At 34.2% G+C, this 19,528-nt stretch carries 14 protein-coding genes; 12 read left to right on the forward strand and 2 right to left on the reverse strand.

What is annotated here, in order from left to right:
- On the reverse strand, window positions 1-125 hold a 125-nt coding region (locus JJQ88_RS20315; RefSeq protein WP_210367879.1), incomplete at its 3' end, for a transposase.
- Window positions 126-664: 539 nt separating this feature from the next.
- Here JJQ88_RS20315 and JJQ88_RS21375 point away from each other — a divergent pair.
- The 12 genes from JJQ88_RS21375 (at window position 665) to JJQ88_RS20375 (ending at window position 18,834) form a co-directional block, all read left to right on the forward strand.
- Complete coding sequence (locus JJQ88_RS21375; protein ID WP_246861328.1) at window positions 665-907, forward strand: hypothetical protein; 243 nt, start codon at window positions 665-667, stop codon at window positions 905-907.
- Between the two features lie 168 nt (window positions 908-1,075).
- On the forward strand, window positions 1,076-1,318 hold the full coding sequence (locus JJQ88_RS20325; RefSeq protein ID WP_349237166.1) for a TIGR04540 family protein: 243 nt from the start codon (window positions 1,076-1,078) through the stop codon (window positions 1,316-1,318).
- 26 nt (window positions 1,319-1,344) lie between these two features.
- The gene (locus tag JJQ88_RS20330; protein ID WP_210367868.1) at window positions 1,345-1,941 is read left to right on the forward strand and encodes a DUF1819 family protein; all 597 of its coding nucleotides are present in this window, start codon (window positions 1,345-1,347) and stop codon (window positions 1,939-1,941) included.
- Window positions 1,942-1,944: 3 nt separating this feature from the next.
- Window positions 1,945-2,511 carry a DUF1788 domain-containing protein gene (locus JJQ88_RS20335; protein WP_210367869.1) on the forward strand — a complete coding sequence of 189 codons (567 nt, stop codon included), beginning with the start codon at window positions 1,945-1,947 and terminating at the stop codon, window positions 2,509-2,511.
- 19 nt (window positions 2,512-2,530) lie between these two features.
- Entirely contained in the window at window positions 2,531-6,103 is a 3,573-nt protein-coding gene (gene brxC, locus JJQ88_RS20340) for a BREX system P-loop protein BrxC (RefSeq protein WP_210367870.1), read from the forward strand.
- Window positions 6,104-6,114: 11 nt separating this feature from the next.
- Window positions 6,115-9,591, forward strand: coding sequence for a BREX-1 system adenine-specific DNA-methyltransferase PglX (gene pglX, locus JJQ88_RS20345; RefSeq protein WP_210367871.1), 3,477 nt, complete (start codon window positions 6,115-6,117; stop codon window positions 9,589-9,591).
- 103 nt (window positions 9,592-9,694) lie between these two features.
- Window positions 9,695-10,543: a hypothetical protein gene (locus tag JJQ88_RS20350; protein ID WP_210367872.1), complete on the forward strand. Its 849-nt coding sequence runs from the start codon at window positions 9,695-9,697 to the stop codon at window positions 10,541-10,543.
- A gap of 180 nt (window positions 10,544-10,723) precedes the next feature.
- On the forward strand, window positions 10,724-12,277 hold the full coding sequence (locus JJQ88_RS20355; protein ID WP_210367873.1) for an RNA-directed DNA polymerase: 1,554 nt from the start codon (window positions 10,724-10,726) through the stop codon (window positions 12,275-12,277).
- 198 nt (window positions 12,278-12,475) lie between these two features.
- Window positions 12,476-15,034 carry a BREX-1 system phosphatase PglZ type A gene (gene pglZ, locus JJQ88_RS20360; RefSeq protein WP_210367874.1) on the forward strand — a complete coding sequence of 853 codons (2,559 nt, stop codon included), beginning with the start codon at window positions 12,476-12,478 and terminating at the stop codon, window positions 15,032-15,034.
- A 24-nt stretch (window positions 15,035-15,058) separates the two neighbouring features.
- Complete coding sequence (gene brxL / locus JJQ88_RS20365; protein WP_210367875.1) at window positions 15,059-17,116, forward strand: protease Lon-related BREX system protein BrxL; 2,058 nt, start codon at window positions 15,059-15,061, stop codon at window positions 17,114-17,116.
- A gap of 96 nt (window positions 17,117-17,212) precedes the next feature.
- Window positions 17,213-17,605 (forward strand): hypothetical protein, encoded by a 393-nt coding sequence (locus JJQ88_RS20370; RefSeq protein WP_210367876.1) that lies wholly within the window; start codon window positions 17,213-17,215, stop codon window positions 17,603-17,605.
- A gap of 62 nt (window positions 17,606-17,667) precedes the next feature.
- Complete coding sequence (locus JJQ88_RS20375; RefSeq protein ID WP_210367877.1) at window positions 17,668-18,834, forward strand: hypothetical protein; 1,167 nt, start codon at window positions 17,668-17,670, stop codon at window positions 18,832-18,834.
- A 56-nt stretch (window positions 18,835-18,890) separates the two neighbouring features.
- Here JJQ88_RS20375 and JJQ88_RS20380 read toward each other — a convergent pair whose 3' ends face one another.
- On the reverse strand, window positions 18,891-19,262 hold the full coding sequence (locus JJQ88_RS20380; RefSeq protein ID WP_210367878.1) for a hypothetical protein: 372 nt from the start codon (window positions 19,260-19,262) through the stop codon (window positions 18,891-18,893).
- Window positions 19,263-19,528 lie beyond the last annotated feature (266 nt).

Genomic DNA, 19,528 nt, shown 5'->3' on the forward strand with positions numbered 1-19,528 from the left:
CCATGTAACGTGTTCTCATTCACCCCAACTTCTCTAGCCGTCTGAGCGACTGATTTGTTGTGTTCATTGATGTACTTCACTGTTTCGATTTTGAATGATTCCTCGTACCGCTTGCCTTTTGCCATACCGACACACCTCGTTATTAGTTGATATATTTATTATAACAATCTGTGTCTACTTTTTAGTCTAGCACCAAACTGCATAGTTTAAATCAACTGTATAAACTTGATGTGTATAACAAGATGCCCGTTTTAAATGACATAGACAATCTTTTGCAGGTGGAATATAAACTGATAAATTTACACAAAACCCATTGCGGAAGCGTACCGATTGAACCTCCAATTTATGATTTCTCCAGATCAGATGATGTTAAGAAAATGCTTTTGTCCGTACTGAATAAGAGGATGCCGTATTACTTAAACTTCCACTATCGGAAAAAAGCAAATCTCCATGATCATGTGCTTACAATAGGATCTGGTCGAAGCAACATCTCTTATCGCTGTTCGGCAAAAAATGCTAAATCATTAGCATTTGTAGAGCTGTATTTTGTTTCATCGAGAGAAGATGATTATGAGGAATTTACGAAGATGGAACAAACCATTCGTCAGAAAGTGCATCCGCAAATTCAGTTAAAAATCGGAAAATCGGTGTTTATTTTCAACCATTGGAAACGTATAAGGGAACGTTTGAAAAACTTGCTGAGATATTTGAGCTGTTTATTCAATTCTTTAGTCCATACACTTATGGAAGGGAAGAAATTAGAATTGTAGATAAAAAAGCAGATGATAAAACAATTGTGGATTTAATGTTTTTCCCTGAACAAATGTACCCAGAAGAACCATATGAAACGGAAGATAGCTATCGAATTAAGACGGAAGAACTGAGTGATATGATGTATAGACATTAACATATTAGAAATAATGAAAATGTCTACTGATTCTTGATGGATAAGTAGCCATTTTGCCTTTATGTGTTATTTTTCATAGTACCTTGAACACCGAGGGAAAATTGAATTAAGAGTCGAATAAGAGTAAAATAAGAGTTAAGTGAAATTCGAATATACGAGGTGAACTTCGTGGAAGTAAGACTTTTTTATCGTACACAGCGAGATTTAGCAACTGCGTTAAATCAATTGGTTGATGCGTACTGGCAAGAAGAAATAAAAGAAGATAAGCTGATTGATGGCATTAAAAGTATGTATGAACATAATCAGGAGAAGCTGATAAAGAATAATGAGTTTACCAAGGTGGTTCAACAGCAAAGTGGAAAAAGACGATTAGCTGTAGTTGGGAAAATTTTAGAAAAGGAAATAGGTTAATAGTCTTGTGTGAAAGGTATGATTAGATGACAATAGATTTGGAGTATTCTTCAAGTTTAAACGGTGCGTCCTCTTTATTATTTGAACTAAAACAGGTTGTTAAATTAAAGCGAATGGGTTTAACATCACCAGAAATAAGAGCAAAAGTGATTGAAGAAAACCTTTTCCAATTTGAGAATATGGGAAGAATTAATCGGACATTACCCTCCATTATGAGGAGATTGGAAGTAATAGACCCTGTATTAACAGATCTTATGTTAGAGGGTTCAATTGAAATGAGTAAAGTGATTAATTTGTACGCCATTATGAAAACAGATTTACTGTTCTTTGAATTTATGAACGAAGTCATAAGCGAGAAATTTCGTCATAATGATTACCTCATTGAGAAAAAAGATATGAACGTATTTTTCACTGCAAAAGCTGAACAAAGTGAAAAGGTTGCAAGTTGGAGTGTCATTAATACGGAAAAATTGAAACGGGCATATATGCAAGTGCTTTATGAAAGCGGGATATTGAAGGAACGACGTGGTAACGAGTTAGATCGCCTTATCATTGATCAGCAATTAAGAGAGCATCTAATCCATATTGGTGATGCACAGTATGTCCATGCGATGGGAGAGTAGAATATGACAAACATCAATGCCAGACTGGATAAAATTATTCCTAAAATAAGAGAGGACAAGTTCATTGAAGGAAGAGGACTTGGCAATGAAATAAGCTTCTATGTTTTTGACTATGAACCTGAACATGAATTAAAAGTCAGAGATTATGTGAAGCACATAAAAAAAGAATTTTCTTATGAAGGTACGAACAGACGAATAATTGAGTTTGATCTATACAAAATGCTCAATGAAATAACAAAAGAAAAGAGAATTTTTGATCGGATATTTGAGATGGAGAAAAGGCAAGGAAAAGATGCACTGTTCAAAGCAATGACAACCTTTGCAAAGCCAGATGTTTTTCTGCAAAAAATTAAGGAGCAGATTGAAGACCATAATGTTGTCCTCTTGACAGGAGTAGGGAAAGTATACCCGTTCGTACGGTCACACAATATTTTGAATAACCTTCAAGAGGTATTGGATAAAACACCCGTCATCATGTTTTTTCCAGGTCAATATGACGGTCAATCACTTCAATTATTTAGCAAAATTAAAGACGATAACTACTATCGTGCATTCCGCTTAGTAGATTAATGGAAGAGGGGGAAATTGGATGCTACTTAAAGAGATGTTTTTAAAAGATATTGAACGTGATATTCGTGGGGTTATTAAAGTTGCCCAAACAAGCGATGCGGATATTTATCAAGAATTAGACGAGTATGTTGTCACACAGGAATTACATAAACATTTTTCTAAGTTCTATGAAAACTATTTAAAAGGAGTCCAAGGTAATACGGATAAGATGGGGGTCTGGATCAGCGGATTCTTCGGTTCAGGTAAATCGCACTTCCTTAAAATCCTTGCGTACCTTTTAGAAAACAGAGCAGTGCAAGGAAAGAAGCCTGTTGCTTTCTTTGAAGAAAAAATAAAAGACGCCCTTGTGTATGCCAATATGAAGCGAACAGCAGACGTCGATACAGAAGTCATCCTATTTAACATTGATTCCAAAAGTTCATTAGATAACAAATCAAAAGAAGATGCCATTTTACGTGTGTTCATGAAGGTATTTTACGAGCATCGTGGCTACTACGGCGATATTCCTGGTGTTGCTGAGATGGAAAAGTATTTAGATAAGCAGGGAGTTTACGAAACATTTAAAACCGAATTCCATGCTCTTGCAGGTGAATCATGGGAAGAACGCCGAAATAGCTTCTATTTTGATGCAGATTATGTTATTGGAGCATTAGTAAAAGCGACAAATATGACAGAAGAATCTGCACGTAATTGGTTTGAAAGTGGAGTTAATAATTTTGAAATTAGCATTGAGAAATTCGCAAAAGATGTAAAGGAATACATTGATAGTAAAGGTCCAAATTTTCATCTGGTGTTTTTAGTTGACGAGATTGGACAGTACATTGGGGATAACCGTAACTTGATGCTGAACTTACAAACATTAACGGAAGATTTAGGGACATATGCACAAGGTAAAGTATGGATTATGGTCACTTCTCAAGAAAGTATTGACTCAATTATTAAAGTCAAAGGGGATGACTTTTCACGTATCCAAGGTCGTTTTGACACACGATTATCCCTATCATCTATCTCAGTTGATGAAGTGATCAAAAAGCGTATTTTAGAAAAATATCCACATGTGTTGGACAAGTTAAGAGCCGATTATCCGAATAAAAGTGCTATCTTGAAAAATTTAATTAGCTTTAAAGAAAGTACAGCAGATCTTCGTGGTTATGAAGATGATATGGAATTTGCCGAAGTGTATCCGTTCGTACCGTATCAATTTAAGCTACTACAAAACGTATTCGAACAAGTACGAAAGCATGGTTCTTCTGGAAAGCACTTATCTGAAGGGGAACGTTCGATGTTATCCGCATTTAAGGAAGCGGGACTTCAATATAAGGATGCAGAAGAAGGTTCTCTCATTCCGTTCTATGCATTTTACGATACGATCAAAGAATTTTTAAATCCTTCTATTTCAAGGGTAATCGAAGGGGCAAGCATGAATCCTGCTTTAAAAGATGATCCGTTTAACATTGATTTGTTAAAAGTGCTGTTCATGATCAAGTACATTAAAGAACTTCCAGCAAACATTGATAATATCGCTACTCTTATGGTCACACATATTGACGAAGATAAATTGGAGTTAAAAGAAAAAATCAAAGTGGCACTACGGAAGTTAATGTCACAAACATTGATCGGAAAGAACGGGGACAACTACCTATTCTTAACTGACGATGAACAAGATATTAACCGAGAAATCAAGCAGTTGAATGTTGATGAAAATTTGGTAAAACGTGAATTAGCCCAATATATCTTTAATGATTTATACGAAGAAAAACGTTTCACTTATTCAAAACAATATTCTTTCTCTTACAATCAAGTAATGGATGAAAAGCCTTATGGCAATCAAACGTCAAACATCGGCATTCAAATCTTGTCACCACTATCAGACCATTATGCTAAGTCTGACCAAGAGTTAATGATGATGTCATCAGGCAATGGGGAAACGATATTGAAACTGGGTGGCAACGAAGCGTATGTTGAGGAAATGGAAGAAGCGTTACGTATTGAAGAATATCGCAAGAAAAAGAACATCACACAATTACCTGAAAACATCCAAAATATATTAAATAACAAACAAGCTGAAGCACGTGAAAGAAGACGACGAGTGCGAGAATTGTTAGAAGAAGCGATCAAAGATGGTGCATTCTTCGTTAACGGCGACAAAATGGATATTAAAGGCTCTTCCGTAAAAGAAAAAATAAATACGGCATTTAAGCATTTAGTCGATAACGTCTACACGAAATTAGGCTATGTGAAAGATCATTTGGAAAATGAACGAGAACTCATTTCTATGTTAGCTTCGGATGAGCAACAAATTTCCTTTGACGAACAAATGATTCAAAGTCCGAATGCCCTTGCGAAAAGTGAAGTTTATGAATATATCGACTTGCAGGAGCAATTGAATAAACAAGTCCGAGTGAAACTTGTGTATGATCGTTTTGTAGACAAACCTTATGGCTGGAAACAGCTTGATATAGCAGGTCTCCTTGCACAATTGCTAAAAGAGCAACGCATTCGCATTCGTTATAATTCGGAGTATTTAGAGCCAGAAATCGACACAAACAAATTATTGACGGTTTTCGGAAAAACAACAGAAGCGGATAAAGGGATCATTACAAAACGAGTGAAAGTGGATGAAGCCCTTCTTCGTACTGCGAGAAGAATTTGCAAAGAAGTATTTAATACAACGGATTTAGCAGATGATGAAGACGGTCTGGCGAAGGATATTCGTTCGCTTATTGCCAAGCAAGTAGATGAAATCAACTCGTTCAAAGCACGTTATGAAGGACGAAGATATCCTGGTTTAAGTCTTTTAAACAAAGGGTTAGAATACTTTGGAGAATTTAACAAACAGCTTGATAACGCATCTTTCTTCTTAAAACTAAAAGAAATGGAAGATGACTTAGCTGACTGGGAAGAAGACATTGTGTATGTAAAGAGCTTCTTCGGATCGAATCAAAAGGATATTTTTGATCGAGGATTAGCAGGACTTGTAAAGTACGAAGAAAATAAATCGTACTTATCAGGTGACGAAATAGAAAAAGCAATGCATCAACTACGTAATATTGTGGAAGATCCAATTCCTTATAAAAACATTAAAGACATCCCTGATTTACTTCACGAATTAGAGCAACAAATAGAGGCTGTATTAGTAGAGAAAAAAGCAAATGCCAATGAAAAACTACAAGCCGATTATAATGAATTAGTTCTACAGGCTACGCAGTATGGTGTTTCAAATGAAACGAAACAACGAGTGGAACAATACTATCAAGGATTAAAAGGAAGTATTGAGCAGTTTACCGATATTTTCAAGGTGGATGCAACGATTTCGCAAAGTAACAGTTATAAAGAAAAGACACTGAAAGAAATACGACAAGAAATTATTGAATGGCAACGAAAAAAAGCGGAAGAACAAAAGAAAATTGCAGGCACAGTTGTAGAGCCACCAATTGAACCAGTAGTTCAAAAACAGACGGTGAAAGTAAAAGAACTTGTGACGGTGAAAACATTGTCAACAGAAGAAGAGGTCGATTTATACATCAATACGCTTTCCCACAAGCTAAAGCAAATCATTAAAGCAAATAAACAGATTGAGTTTATTGAATAAGGGTGATACAGATGAATAAAAGTGCATTGAAAAAGTTTGCAACAGAAGCTCGAAAAGAGTTGCTGGAACGAGTAGAGCTACAAGCAAGAAAAATCGGGATTACTGCGGATTCTATCCAAAAAGCAAATGTAGAAAGCTCAGATGCCGTCTTTATCGACGGCAGACAGCTTTCAGATTTGGAGAGACGACAGCGTAATAAACTTATCGCTCGAATTAACGAAATTGGTTTCAATCGAGTTATGGAGGAAACAGCATACACATGGTTTAACCGTTTTATTGCATTACGTTTCATGGAAGTGAATGATTATCTTCCAACAAAGATACGTGTTTTATCATCATCAAATGCCGACAGTGCAGAGCCAGATATGATGAAAGAGGCACTATCTATTGATTTAGACTTGGACAAAGAGTACGTATATGAACTGAAAATGAACAACAAGACAGACGAACTTTTCAAATACCTCATTAAGATGCACTGTAATGACTTGAACCGATATATGCCATTCATGTTTGAAACCCTGGAAGATTATAAGGAAATCTTATTTCCAGAAGGCTTACTTGGTACAGATTCGTTTGTACGTCAATTAACTAATACAGAAGTAATTCCAGAGGACAATTGGGAGAAAATTGAGGTTATTGGCTGGCTTTATCAATATTACATTGCTGATGAAAAAGATCGTGTATTTAAAGCGAAAACAAAATATAAAGCGGAAGAGATTCCTTATGCAACACAACTCTTTACACCCGACTGGATTGTTCAGTACATGGTCCAAAATTCACTTGGGCGATATTGGATTGAAGCACATCCAGAGCATGAAGATTTAATTACAAAATGGGAGTTTTTCTTAAAACATCAACAAGAAGATTTTCAAGAAAAAATCGCTCCATATGTAAATAGAGAGTTGAATGTAGAAGATATTAAATGTTTCGATCCAGCTATGGGAAGTGGACACATTTTAGTTTATATGTTTGATGTCCTCTATGAAATTTATAGTAAGTGTGGATATATGGAAAGAGAAATATCACGCTTAATTATTGAGAAAAATCTGTATGGCTTAGATATTGACGATCGAGCTTATCAATTGGCAAGTTTTTCGGTTGTAATGAAAGCTCTCCAATATAATCGTAGATTCCTCCAAAGCATCGAACGAGATGGATTGACAATGAATTTAGCTTCCATACAAGAAACAAACGGGTGGACAGATGAAGCAATCGCCTATATTGCTGGTCAAGATAATGGTGAACAATTTAATACAACAAAAGCATTTTTCGACCAATATAAAAATGCTAAGACATTTGGTTCACTTATCAAAATAACGGAAACAGATACAGCGTTTTTACAAAATAAATTAAAAGAAATAAAAGAAAATCCAGTAACAGATATCTTCCAAGAGGAAAAACGTCAGCAGGTATTAGAACTACTTCCAATGCTTATTAAACAAACTAAAATTATGGGACAGCAGTATGATATTGTCGTCATGAATCCACCTTATATGGGTTCAGGAAATATGAATAAAGAGTTATCTGATTTTCTTAGAAAAAATTATTCTGATTCTAAATCGGACTTATTCGCTTCCTTTATGGAAGTTGATCATTATTTAAAAGAAAATGGATTTTATTCTGCTATTAATCAGCATTCATGGATGTTCTTATCAAGTTTTGAGAAGTTGCGAGAAAAAGTAATTAACACAAAATTTATTGATACAATGTTACATTTAGGTCCGAGAGCATTTGAGGAAATTGGCGGGGAAGTTGTCCAATCTACAGCATTTGTATTAAGAAATATAAAAATAGCCGATAATTTTGGAACATATCTGAGGTTGGTTGATGCTAAAACACCAATTGAAAAAAAGGAAAAAGCAATTGAAGCTGTAAATAATCTAAAAGTATCTTTTTTATATTTATTTAATCAAGCAAACTTTAATAGAATCCCTGGAAACCCAATTTCATATTGGGTAAGTGATCGTTTCATTGAAAACTTTGCTAATAGTAAGAAAGTAGATGAACTATCAACAGCAATGGCATCTGGTAATAAAACAGCAAACAATGAAAAATATATAAGATTTATTTGGGAAGTTTCATCTACAAAATTAAACGATAAATGGTTCTCTTATGCTAAGGGTGGAGAGTTCAGAAAGTGGTATGGAAATATTGAAAATATTATTGATTGGTCAGAAGAAGCTAAAACATTTTATAAAGAAAATGATTCTTCGAATATTATTAAAAAGGAATACTGGTTTAAAAAAGGTTTGACCTATACAGATTTAACATCTAAGGACTTTAGTTGTCGATTATTGAGAAGTGATATGTTATTTGATATGTCTGGACCTGGGATATTATTCGAAAATAACAACTTATATTATGTAATGGGTATCTTAAATTCCAAAACTGCAAATGAATATTTTAAAACACTAAACACAACATTCCATTATAAATTAAATGATGTGAATCGAGTTCCTATCATTATTGATGAACAAAAAAGATCTAAAATAGAGAGTATAGTTGAAGAGAACATAATTATTTCAAGAACTGATTGGGATAGTCTTGAAACAAGCATTGATTTTATTTCTCACCCATTAGTCAAATATTCAAAGGAAACTAAAAAACTTAAAGACGCCTTTGAAAAATGGGAAATTATCACTCATGAACAATTCAATAGACTGAAGTTTAATGAAGAGAGTTTAAATCGAGTTATTTGTGAAATATATGGTCTTGAAAATGAAATCTCACCTGATATTGAAGATTCAGATGTAACAGTAAGAAAAGCTGAGTTAAAAAAGGACATCAGATACTTCATCTCATATGCAATCGGTTGTTCATTTGGTCGCTATTCACTTGATGAAGAAGGTCTAATCTGTGCAGGTGGAGAATTTGATTCATCTTGCTATAGAACATTCCCAGCCGATGAGGATAACATTTTGCCAATATTACCAGGTGCTTATTTTGAAGATGATATAGTGACAAGATTTGTTGATTTTGTGCATGTAACGTTTAGTGAGGATACGCTTGAGGAGAATCTGGATTTTATTGCCGATGCGATTGGGCGTAAAGCTAATGAAACAGCAAGGGAAACATTGCGTCGTTATTTCCTAAATGATTTCTATAAGGATCATGTCCAAGTTTATAAGAAGCGACCGATTTATTGGCTATTTACTTCTGGTAAAGAAAAGGCGTTTAATTGTCTAATTTATATGCATCGTTACGATAAAACAACGCTTTCTCGTATTCGTACAGATTATTTACATGAAGTGCAAATACGTATGGATGCGGAGAAGAAAGACTTACTCGACATCATAGAAGGCGATTTTACTGCGAAAGAAATTAGCAATGCGAAGAAAGAGTTAAAAGCCCTCGACAAAAAAATTGACGAATTAAAAGCTTATGATGAACTATTGCATCATATGGCAGATATGCAAATTGAAATAGACCTTGATGACGGTGTGAAAGTAAATTATGAGAAGTTTAAGGGATTAGTTGCGAAGATTTGATTTAATAAGGAGAAGCAATTTCTATATACTTGCTTCTCTTTACCTATTTTTAAAGTGAGTATTGTTAGGGAGATGTAGGTGAATAACATTTGGGAAAGATTGAGTGGGACACATTTCTTACAGATTTTTTTCTGGTGTTGCTGTACTAATATTCGGAGCATTAATAGGGTGGATTACGGGCTTCCTTCAAGGAAAGAAAAAGTCATCATTAGGAATTGAGAGAAAAAATGAAATTTATCAACCTTTGTTGGATGAATTACTTCCATTAAGTCAATTTGATTGGAATGTTTTGATTACTCAAGAAGTTCCTATTCTTAAGGAAATCGTTAAAAATGAATATAAATATGGTCTTTCAAAAGAGTTACAGGGAAAATGCAATGATTTATATTCACAAATTGAAGAGTTTAATAAAATCAATTTAGTTTCAATTGCTCACAATAAAATAATGATGATTTTTCAAAGAGGATATGAAGAAATATTTGGGAATATTGTTGAAGGAGTTAGTATTCATACGGATAGGGAAGGAAACGAATGGGAGGTAGAGCATATAGCTTTACCAATCGAATTAATCCAAAGAGGAGATTTCGAGAAGGATATCATTAGTCTTCTAAATAAAGAGGAGATGTATGATTATGAGGTTTGTGTAGATAGAGAAAACAGTAATTATGTTCCTGTTTACGGGGATTTAGTGCATATTTATGATTCGGTTTTAAAGGCTACTATTAATGGGGAAAGTTACAAGTTCCCACCTTTGAAAAAGGAATTAATTATGTCACCAGCGGAGTATATTGCTATTCATTATGATTTTTTTGAAACATTTAATGCGGATGAACAAAAATTATTGAAGTACGAACTGAGAGAAGAAATTATATTCAAATCCCAAGAAATAATAGACGACTTAAAGGGGATTATTAGAAAAATAGTAAAAACATATGAGACTGAGGAAATATAATAATAAAGAAAGTTCGAATATTTTCTAATCGTAAATTTTGACAATTAGGTTATGTAGCTGAACGAGGGGATTGTTTGTACTTTGACAGTCAAACATACGATTAATAATGGTATAACATTTCTAAAATTACCTTTTAAGACGGATAATTTCTTGGTTAAGAAGATTGTAAGGGAGGTTACTATGATTAGAGACTATGAACAATTGGTAGAGGATTTAAAATATAGAGGACTGTTTTCAGAATATTTACCTGCCAATTTTAACTTAGTAAGCGATAGTATTGATATATTCGATATAGATATTCGTGATAAAAGTGAGTTTATAGAACCAATACAATTTACAATGAGTAGATTTACAAATGATGGTCAACGGAGACTAATTTACATACCAGAGGTAACAGGTTATTTGACCTTATTAGATTACATGAATCAAAAAAATATTATAAACGGTTTAATAGAAATTTCCTTAGAAAGTGAAAACTCATTCTCTAAAATTGTGCAACAGAATGGTGTAATGCTAAGACATGAGAGTAATTATAATTATCCGCCTACTGGTCGAGAAAATGATACAGTAAAATCAACGTATATAGATAATATAGTAGAGAAAATTAATCGAGCTAAAGGTGCAAAAGGGATTTTATTTATTGATATAGCTAATTTCTACGGAAGTATATATACACATATCTTTCCTGCAATACCGTTAGGATTTGAATCAGCTATGGAACAATATAAGATTTATTCATCGAATCAGCAATCCAGTGAGATATCAGATAAATATAGAGAGTATGTTGGATTAGATGGGAAAATACGGATGTTAAATGGTGGAAGAACTAATGGGTTACTTACTGGACCTAAAGTATCATTTATGATTGCAGAGGCTTTGCTTACACGTATAGACAAAGAATTAAATGAGCAAGGATTAAAATTTGTTAGATATATGGATGATTACGAGATTTTTATTTATGATGAATTTTCTATAGATAAAGTAAAAAGTCAAGTAACAAAAATTCTTTCGAAATACTATTTAAGTTTAAATAACGAGAAAACAGAATATCGAAATTATCCATATTTTAAATTAAAAAACTTGGAAAAGATATATCAAAGTTTTACAGAAAATACACTCGAATCATCAGATATTATTGAACTCTTTAATAAGTTTTTTGAAATGGAAGAAGAGGGTATTAAAGGTGCTGTAAAATATTTGGTTAAAACAATAGATGATAGCTTTGAAACTGAAAACTTTCAATTATTTTCTTCCTTTCTAATAAATGTGTTAGTAAATGATAATCGTTCATTAATTAAAGTTTGTGAGTTATTAATTGATGAAAAAGAAAATTTGGAGATTAACAATGATTTTGTTGAATTAATTGAAAAATTAATAATACAATACTCTGATACCCATAAGGATTTAGAAGTAATATGGCTTGTATATTTGTTGAAAAATCTCGATATAACAAGCATTAATCATGAAACGATTAATCACATAGTTGATAGTGGAAATGAATTAGCAATAATAATAATTATGGAGGAGTTTTGTAGCTCAATAACAGAGGTCATACTCACAAAAATAACAGCTACTGCTAAATCATGGATATTAGTTTACCAACTATACTTAAAAGATTATCTATCCGAGGATGAATTTAAAGAGAAGATAAATATAAGGCATAATTTAAGATTTTATAATAAACTAAAGCACCATAGATTTACATTTTACAAATGTATTAATACAGATACTTAGAACTATGTTTTAATATCATCGCTTTTATCGTTAACATTATTTATTTCCGATAAATGGTACAAAATTTATTTCACTGGATCATCCTAAAGATAATATTATTGTTCTAAGAATGAACAGTGGGATTAATTGTGTAAAATTATAGTAGTATTTACCAAAGGATGTAAAAAAAAGAGTAAAATGTTGTTGGGGGTGTAATAAATGAATATTACCCAAATTGTTTCTGCCTTACAAGATATTTTTAGCGAACCGTTAAAAGACGGGGAAGAGCGAAAAATTGTCTTTTGGGTGGATATGGATCAAGAGTTTATTGAGGAAATTGATCAATTGACAATGGATGGAATTAAAGTCCAAACATTATCGGAAAACAATCAATTTTATATGAAACATTTGTTAGAGGAAGAAGATCCATCTTCTCATTATTTGATATATACAACGTTAGAATTAGGTTTAGAAGATAACTGGTTAGCGGATACAGTGTTCTATTCGAAAATGTTTTATGCAGATCGCATTTCGCTTATTTTAAGTGAACTTCAAATAGATCCATCTCTACGTGGAGTTATAAAAAAATATGAACGTTTCTTCCATAACAAAGAGCGTTACCGTAAGTTTCAAGCATTAGGTATTGAATCATACAGTGAAGAAATGATTGAGCTTGCAATCATGAGTGTGCTTTGTAACGTGAAGGTTCCTGATTTTGAAGAAGTGTTAAAGACGGTACTAATGGATACGCTGGAAGATAGCGATAATAGGTTTTTAACTCAAATGGACAAGTTTTTCGATGTAGAAGTGTTTTGGAAGTATGTGTTCAAACAGTATGGCTATGAACGTGATACTAAGACATTAAAAACATTGTTTATACATATGGCTGTAACGGCATTTAGCCATTCTGTAAATGAGCAATATTTGACGAGTATAAAAGACTTTATTGCTGTCCGTAATCGAACGAACTGTCTTGTGTTCATCGACCATTGGATGCATCATAAAACCGATGATGGGGTGTTTGGTGAGTATGTCGAAATGGCAGAGAAAGAAATACAGCTTCCACAAGTTTTGCAAACTGTCCCAATCGAAGAGTTAAAGAAAGCAGAAACGTTCCCTTATATTGATCGAGCAATTATCATTTACATTGCCAATGGTTTACTTGAAAAACTCGAAGATTATGAAGAGTACACGAAATTAATAAAGCTAAGACGGGCTAAACACTTTTATGAACAATATGCAAATGTTTATGAGGCACTTTTTTATACCGTTAAAATGCAGGAATTCTATAAAGAATACCAACAAGGAATTCCAACAGGTCAAGCAATAGATATTTATGAAGCATATCAGAGTAAGTATTATCAGATGGATACGTATTATCGTAAGTTTTATGTAGCGTGTGATGAAGAAAGCAATAATGAAATACTTAAGAAATTAAAAGAAGTGGTGGAGCATTTATATACGCATTGGTTTATGGGCGAATTAAGTGCGAACTGGTCGCAATCTGTAAAGGCAGAAATGACTGAACAATGGTCATTACCAGGTGTTTTAAATCAACAGCAATTTTATTCATCTGTTGTAGCTCCACACATTCGAAAAGGTGAACGAGTATTCGTCATTATTTCCGATGCATTTCGATATGAAATTGGGGTAGAGCTGACAGAACGATTAAACGTTGAGACGATTGGTACATGTGAAATCCAATCCATGCTTGGAGTCATCCCTTCTGTTACGAAGTTAGGGATGGCATCATTGCTACCACACAAATCTATTGATATTAATTCGAAGGGGCAAGTTTTTGTAAACGACAAGGATTCATCTGGGCTGGACAACCGAAAAGTCATTATTGAGTCGACTGTTGAGGATAGCATGGCAGTACGTTTCCAAGATGTTTTGAATATGAACAAAGCAGGCAGACGTGAAACATTTAAAGGAAAAAAACTGATTTATATCTACCACGACAGCATTGATGCAATGGGTGATAAAGCATCAACAGAAATTTATACGTTTAATGCAGTAGAAAAGGCACTGGATGAAATATCTACGTTAATAAAAATTATTCGAGACGACCTATCTGGAACGAACATTTACATTACTGCTGATCATGGCTTCCTTTATCAAAGAGAACCTTTAGAGGACAGCGATAAAATAGAGAAAGTACAGTTGGTAACGATTGAAGTAAAACGTCGTTACGCTTTATCTAATCAAAAGCAGGACATTCCAGGACAATTAACAATTGATTTAGCTTCCGTTATTAAAAATGAACAGCAATTAAACGTTTATGTTCCTAACGGATCGCTTCGTAATCGTATGCAAGGATCTGGGGTGAATTTCAATCATGGTGGAGCAAGTTTACAAGAAATTGTAGTACCTTTACTATCATTTAAAAATAAACGTGCTGGTCAAAAGGGAGTTCAAGCTATTTCGAAAGTCGATATTAAACTGACAAGTACGACGCAAAAAATTACAAATAGCATCTTTAACTTAAACTTCTTCCAAACCGAAAAAGTAGAGGAGAAAACAAAACCTCGTACAGTTATCATTTATATGGCTGATGAAGAAGGTAACGTACTCTCAAATGAAGAAACCATTATTGGTGATCGTTCATTTGATAATCCAGCAGACCGTACATTCAAGCTACAATTTGTGTTAAAAAGTCTTCCGTACGATCGAAATAAAACATATTACTTAATCATTAAAGACACGGAGACAGGCGTAATTACAGAAAAAGTTCCGTTTACGATTAACTTAGGAATTGTCAGTGATTTTGACTTCTAAGCTGTGATGATTGGAGGGATGAGAATGGATGAAAAAGTAGAGGAGAATATGACACTTGATCTCGATAAAAAGTTAAATAGTGTCTTTGCAGGTCGAGTTGTTCGTAAAGATTTGACGAAGCTCATCAAAGAAGGGGCAAACGTTCCTGTCTATGTTCTTGAATACTTGCTTGGGATGTACTGTGCAACTGATGATGAAGAAAGTATTCGAGAAGGTGTTGAGCGGGTTAAAAAAATCCTTTCTGATAATTTTGTCCGCCCAGATGAAGCGGAAAAGATTAAATCATGTATTCGAGAGCTTGGGCAGTATTCAATAATAGATAAAGTGACGGTTACGCTGAATCCGAAAATTGATACTTATGAGGCTGAATTTTCAAACTTAGGGTTAAAGGGAGTGCCAATCGCTTCAAACTTCGTAAAAGAATATGACAAGCTTTTGGTGGGCGGAATTTGGTGTATGGTCAAAATTGATTATTTTTACGATGAAGAAGTAAGGGTTATGAACCCATTCAGTGTAAGTAGCCTACAGCCGATTCAAATGCCGAACATGGACATCAATGAGGTCTTTGAAGGCAGAAAGAAATTTACAAAGGATGAGTGGATTGACGTTCTTATCCGTTCTACAGGGATGGAGCCTACGCAATTAGAAGAAAGAGTAAAGTGGCATCTACTTCTACGTCTCGTTCCACTTGTTGAAAATAATTACAATATGTGTGAATTGGGACCAAGAGGAACGGGAAAATCGCATGTATACAAGGAAATCTCGCCAAATTCCATCCTTGTGTCAGGCGGTCAATCAACGGTGGCGAACCTTTTCTATAATATGTCCACCCGTAAAATCGGCCTTGTTGGACTATGGGATTGTGTGGCGTTTGATGAAGTAGCAGGTATTCGCTTTAAAGATAAAGATGGCATTCAAATTATGAAGGACTACATGGCATCAGGATCCTTTGCCAGAGGGAAGGAAGAGAAGAACGCCTCGGCATCTATGGTATTTGTCGGGAATATTAACCAGAGTGTCGATGTATTGCTGAAGACGTCTCATCTTTTCGCTCCATTTCCCGAAGAAATGGCGAATGATACCGCATTTTTTGATCGGATGCATTACTACATGCCAGGTTGGGAAATTCCCAAAATGCGGCCCGACTTCTTTACAGATAAATACGGGTTTATTGTAGATTATATCGCTGAATTCTTTAGGGAAATGCGAAAACGCTCATTCGCCGATTCCATTGATCGCTTTTACAAACTTGGCAATAATTTGAATCAACGGGATACGGTTGCTGTGCGGAAAACGGTATCGGGTATGGTGAAACTGATTTATCCTCATGGTGAATACACGAAAGAAGATATCGAGGAAATTTTACAATATGCTCTTGAAGGTCGCCGTCGTGTAAAGGAACAGCTCAAGAAAATAGGGGGCATGGAGTTCTATGATGTCATGTTCTCGTATCTTGATAAAGAAACGATGGCTGAGGAATATGTCTCTGTACCCGAACAAGGGGGCGGTAAGCTGATTCCTGAGGGAATGGGTAAGCCTGGGCATGTGTATGTAGTCGGTCAAAGTGATTCGGGCATGATCGGCGTTTACAAGCTTGAAAACCAAGTCGTGAGCGGAATAGGTAAGTTTGATAAATCAGGACTTGGCTCCCATCGAGGTGCAAAGGAAAGTTTAGATACGGCTTTTCGCTTCTTTACGGCAAATAGTAAGGCAATAAGCAATACGATTAGCACAAAAACAAAAGATTACTTAATGCATGTTAGTGATTTGCAAGGGATTGGCTTATCAGGGGAGCTTGCGATAGCGGAGTTGATTGGGCTTTGCTCAGGAGCTTTAGACAAGCCTGTACAAGAAAGCACCGTTGTTATTGGCAACATGACCGTAGGAGGCACAATTGCAAAAGTAGAAGAATTTGCGAACGTCTTGCAAGTATGTGTCGATGCAGGAGCGAAGAAGGTGTTGATACCAGCATCATCAGTCATGGATTTGCAAACTGTTCCCCCAGATTTATTAGTCAAAGTACAGCCAGTGTTTTATGCGGATCCGATTGATGCGGTATTTAAGGCTTTGGGGGTAAGTTAAAAAAGGTTTTGAACGTAACCATAACTAAAGGAAAGAGTCGGTAATGCCGATTCTTTTTCTATAATATCGAAAGAAAATTTGGATGGGGAATATGATGTGAAAATTTATTCAAGAGATTTTACAGTTCTAACAAAAGAAGAATTGAAAGAATGGGAATTTTTAAAGGAAAAAGAGGTTGTTCATAGATCGGGGAATCTTGTCGTTAGGAGAAGTAAGTACAGAGAATATCCAGCCGCAGTAAGACACTATGAAAGTCTGTTTCCCAATAATCATTTGGATATAGTCGATCTACAAAAAATAGATCAGCTTACGAAGTTAACCGAAAAATTTCATCAATTAATAGACAATCCTAACTCAAATGAAAGATCTATTCTCAATTGGATTCGTGAAAACAGTGCATACTTTATAATCGCATTTATACATGCTAGAAAAATTCGTTTTGATGAAAATGCTATTATCAATAATTATTTCATATCTAACGTTCAGTAATTGCTGTGTATGTTAGTTAATCCAAGATTAGAAAATATGATTAGTGTGACAAGGAGGCAGAGATGAATACTCTGAAGTGCGATTGCGGTAGTAATTTTGTGCTAAAAAAAGATATCTACCAATATAATAAAGGCGGAAAAGAATACCGATTTCATAATTGCAATGTTTTGGAATGTGTAGAATGCAATAAACAAGAAGTTTTTTATACAGCTAAACAGCTTTGTGAAGTAGTCTTAGAAGATGTCGAAAAGAAGAAAATAGAACATTACGATTATGATTTTGAAAAGATAAAAAGTACATTTTTAAAGGATGATTATATTAGTACAGACGTTGAATTTATATATGATAAAGATGATTATTATTTTATCCCAGGGTTGATTCGATCATGGAATACAGGATTTTTAACACCTGTCTTTTTTAATATAGAAGTTTTATTAAAGTATGCATATCATCCATGTTATGCACTGGAATTGGGTGCAAATACATTGGGTTCTATCTATAAGAATCAGGAACACTTGATACAATTTGGCATAAATCCAAATGGTAAGGTTATTATGTGGCTCGGAGATATAGGTAAATTAGAATTTGAGGAACAATATTATCTCAGATCCGAAAATATTCAATCTGATCACAATATCTATTCTGAATTCTATGAGGCGGAAATTGAATCTATATGGGCAGATCTTTCAAATGAGAAGAAGTTATTAAAAAATAGAATGGTTTTTCACGAACTGGCATTAACACAGTTAAATGTATCAATTGCACAATTAGAACCAGAGACCATTAGAATAGCTTCTAAAATAAAGAGGCCTTTATTTTCTTCCGAAGATGCGTTTGCAGAAGTAATTATTCCTATGAATATGCTTTTTGTAGAGTCTATTAATAATAAACCTTTAAAAAGCAGTCTAAAACAGTTTGAAAATATTGATTTAAAAGATAAAAAAGGGTTAAAACTTTTAGAGTTATGGCTTACAAATGTGTTGAAAATTCAGGATGCTTCAAAAATTATATCTCCTTTATTTGTGCTTTATGATCTTAGAATCGCTATGGCACATTTGCAGACGGAGGAAAGAAAAGAGGAGTTAATAAGTTTTGGGTGTGAGAGGTTAGGATTAAATATAAATGAACGTGATTTCCTAATCATTTTTGATAAATTAATAGAAGCTCTCGATGAAATGTATAGTAGTATAACAAACAGTTTTTATAGTATGGAAGAAAACCGAAGGTAAGCTGATCACTTTAGCAAGCCTTCGGTTTTTTGTAATGTAACTTATATTGTCTACTATTATGCAATGTCAACATTAAATATTAAAGCAATAACATTTCCTTCTAACTCCAATTTTTTGTCTAAGTTCACATCAACAACAGAAGATATAGAAGAATCCGTATTTTGATTTATCTCAAGGTGCATATTAAATAATTCATCTTCAGCTTGTTCAACTAAATTATCTTGTGTTTTGTCGGGAGAAAGCTCTTTAAGAACTAAAACAACCTTACTTTTCTTTGAACTGGTTCCATATCCCTTTTTAACTAAGTCTAAAGCAAGAATAACTGCTCTTTCATCAGGAGTTCCATCGGGATATGACGGACTTAACCTTCCTGCAACTTTGTTATCGTACACCATTTGTACTTTAGTTACTGGAACAGAGTATCCCATTTTTCATACCCCCATGCAATACGATACTCTGTATTTGAGGGATGTCCTCCAGTTGCAGGTACAAAAATTGCACGTCGAGCATCAAAAACTTTTGCCATATTTATTACCCCTCTCTTTAGGTTTTAACTATTGGTATTTACTGTTTTTGACACCCTTATATTTCCGAAAGTTGACGGTGTTGCCTGTCCCGAATTAGTCGATTATAATGTCCGTATATAATTCGAAACATTTCGATATTTAATTCTAGGAAAGGAAAAGACGTCCCC

Source organism: Bacillus sp. REN3, assembly GCF_017912555.1.
Taxonomy (GTDB): domain Bacteria; phylum Bacillota; class Bacilli; order Bacillales; family Cytobacillaceae; genus Mesobacillus.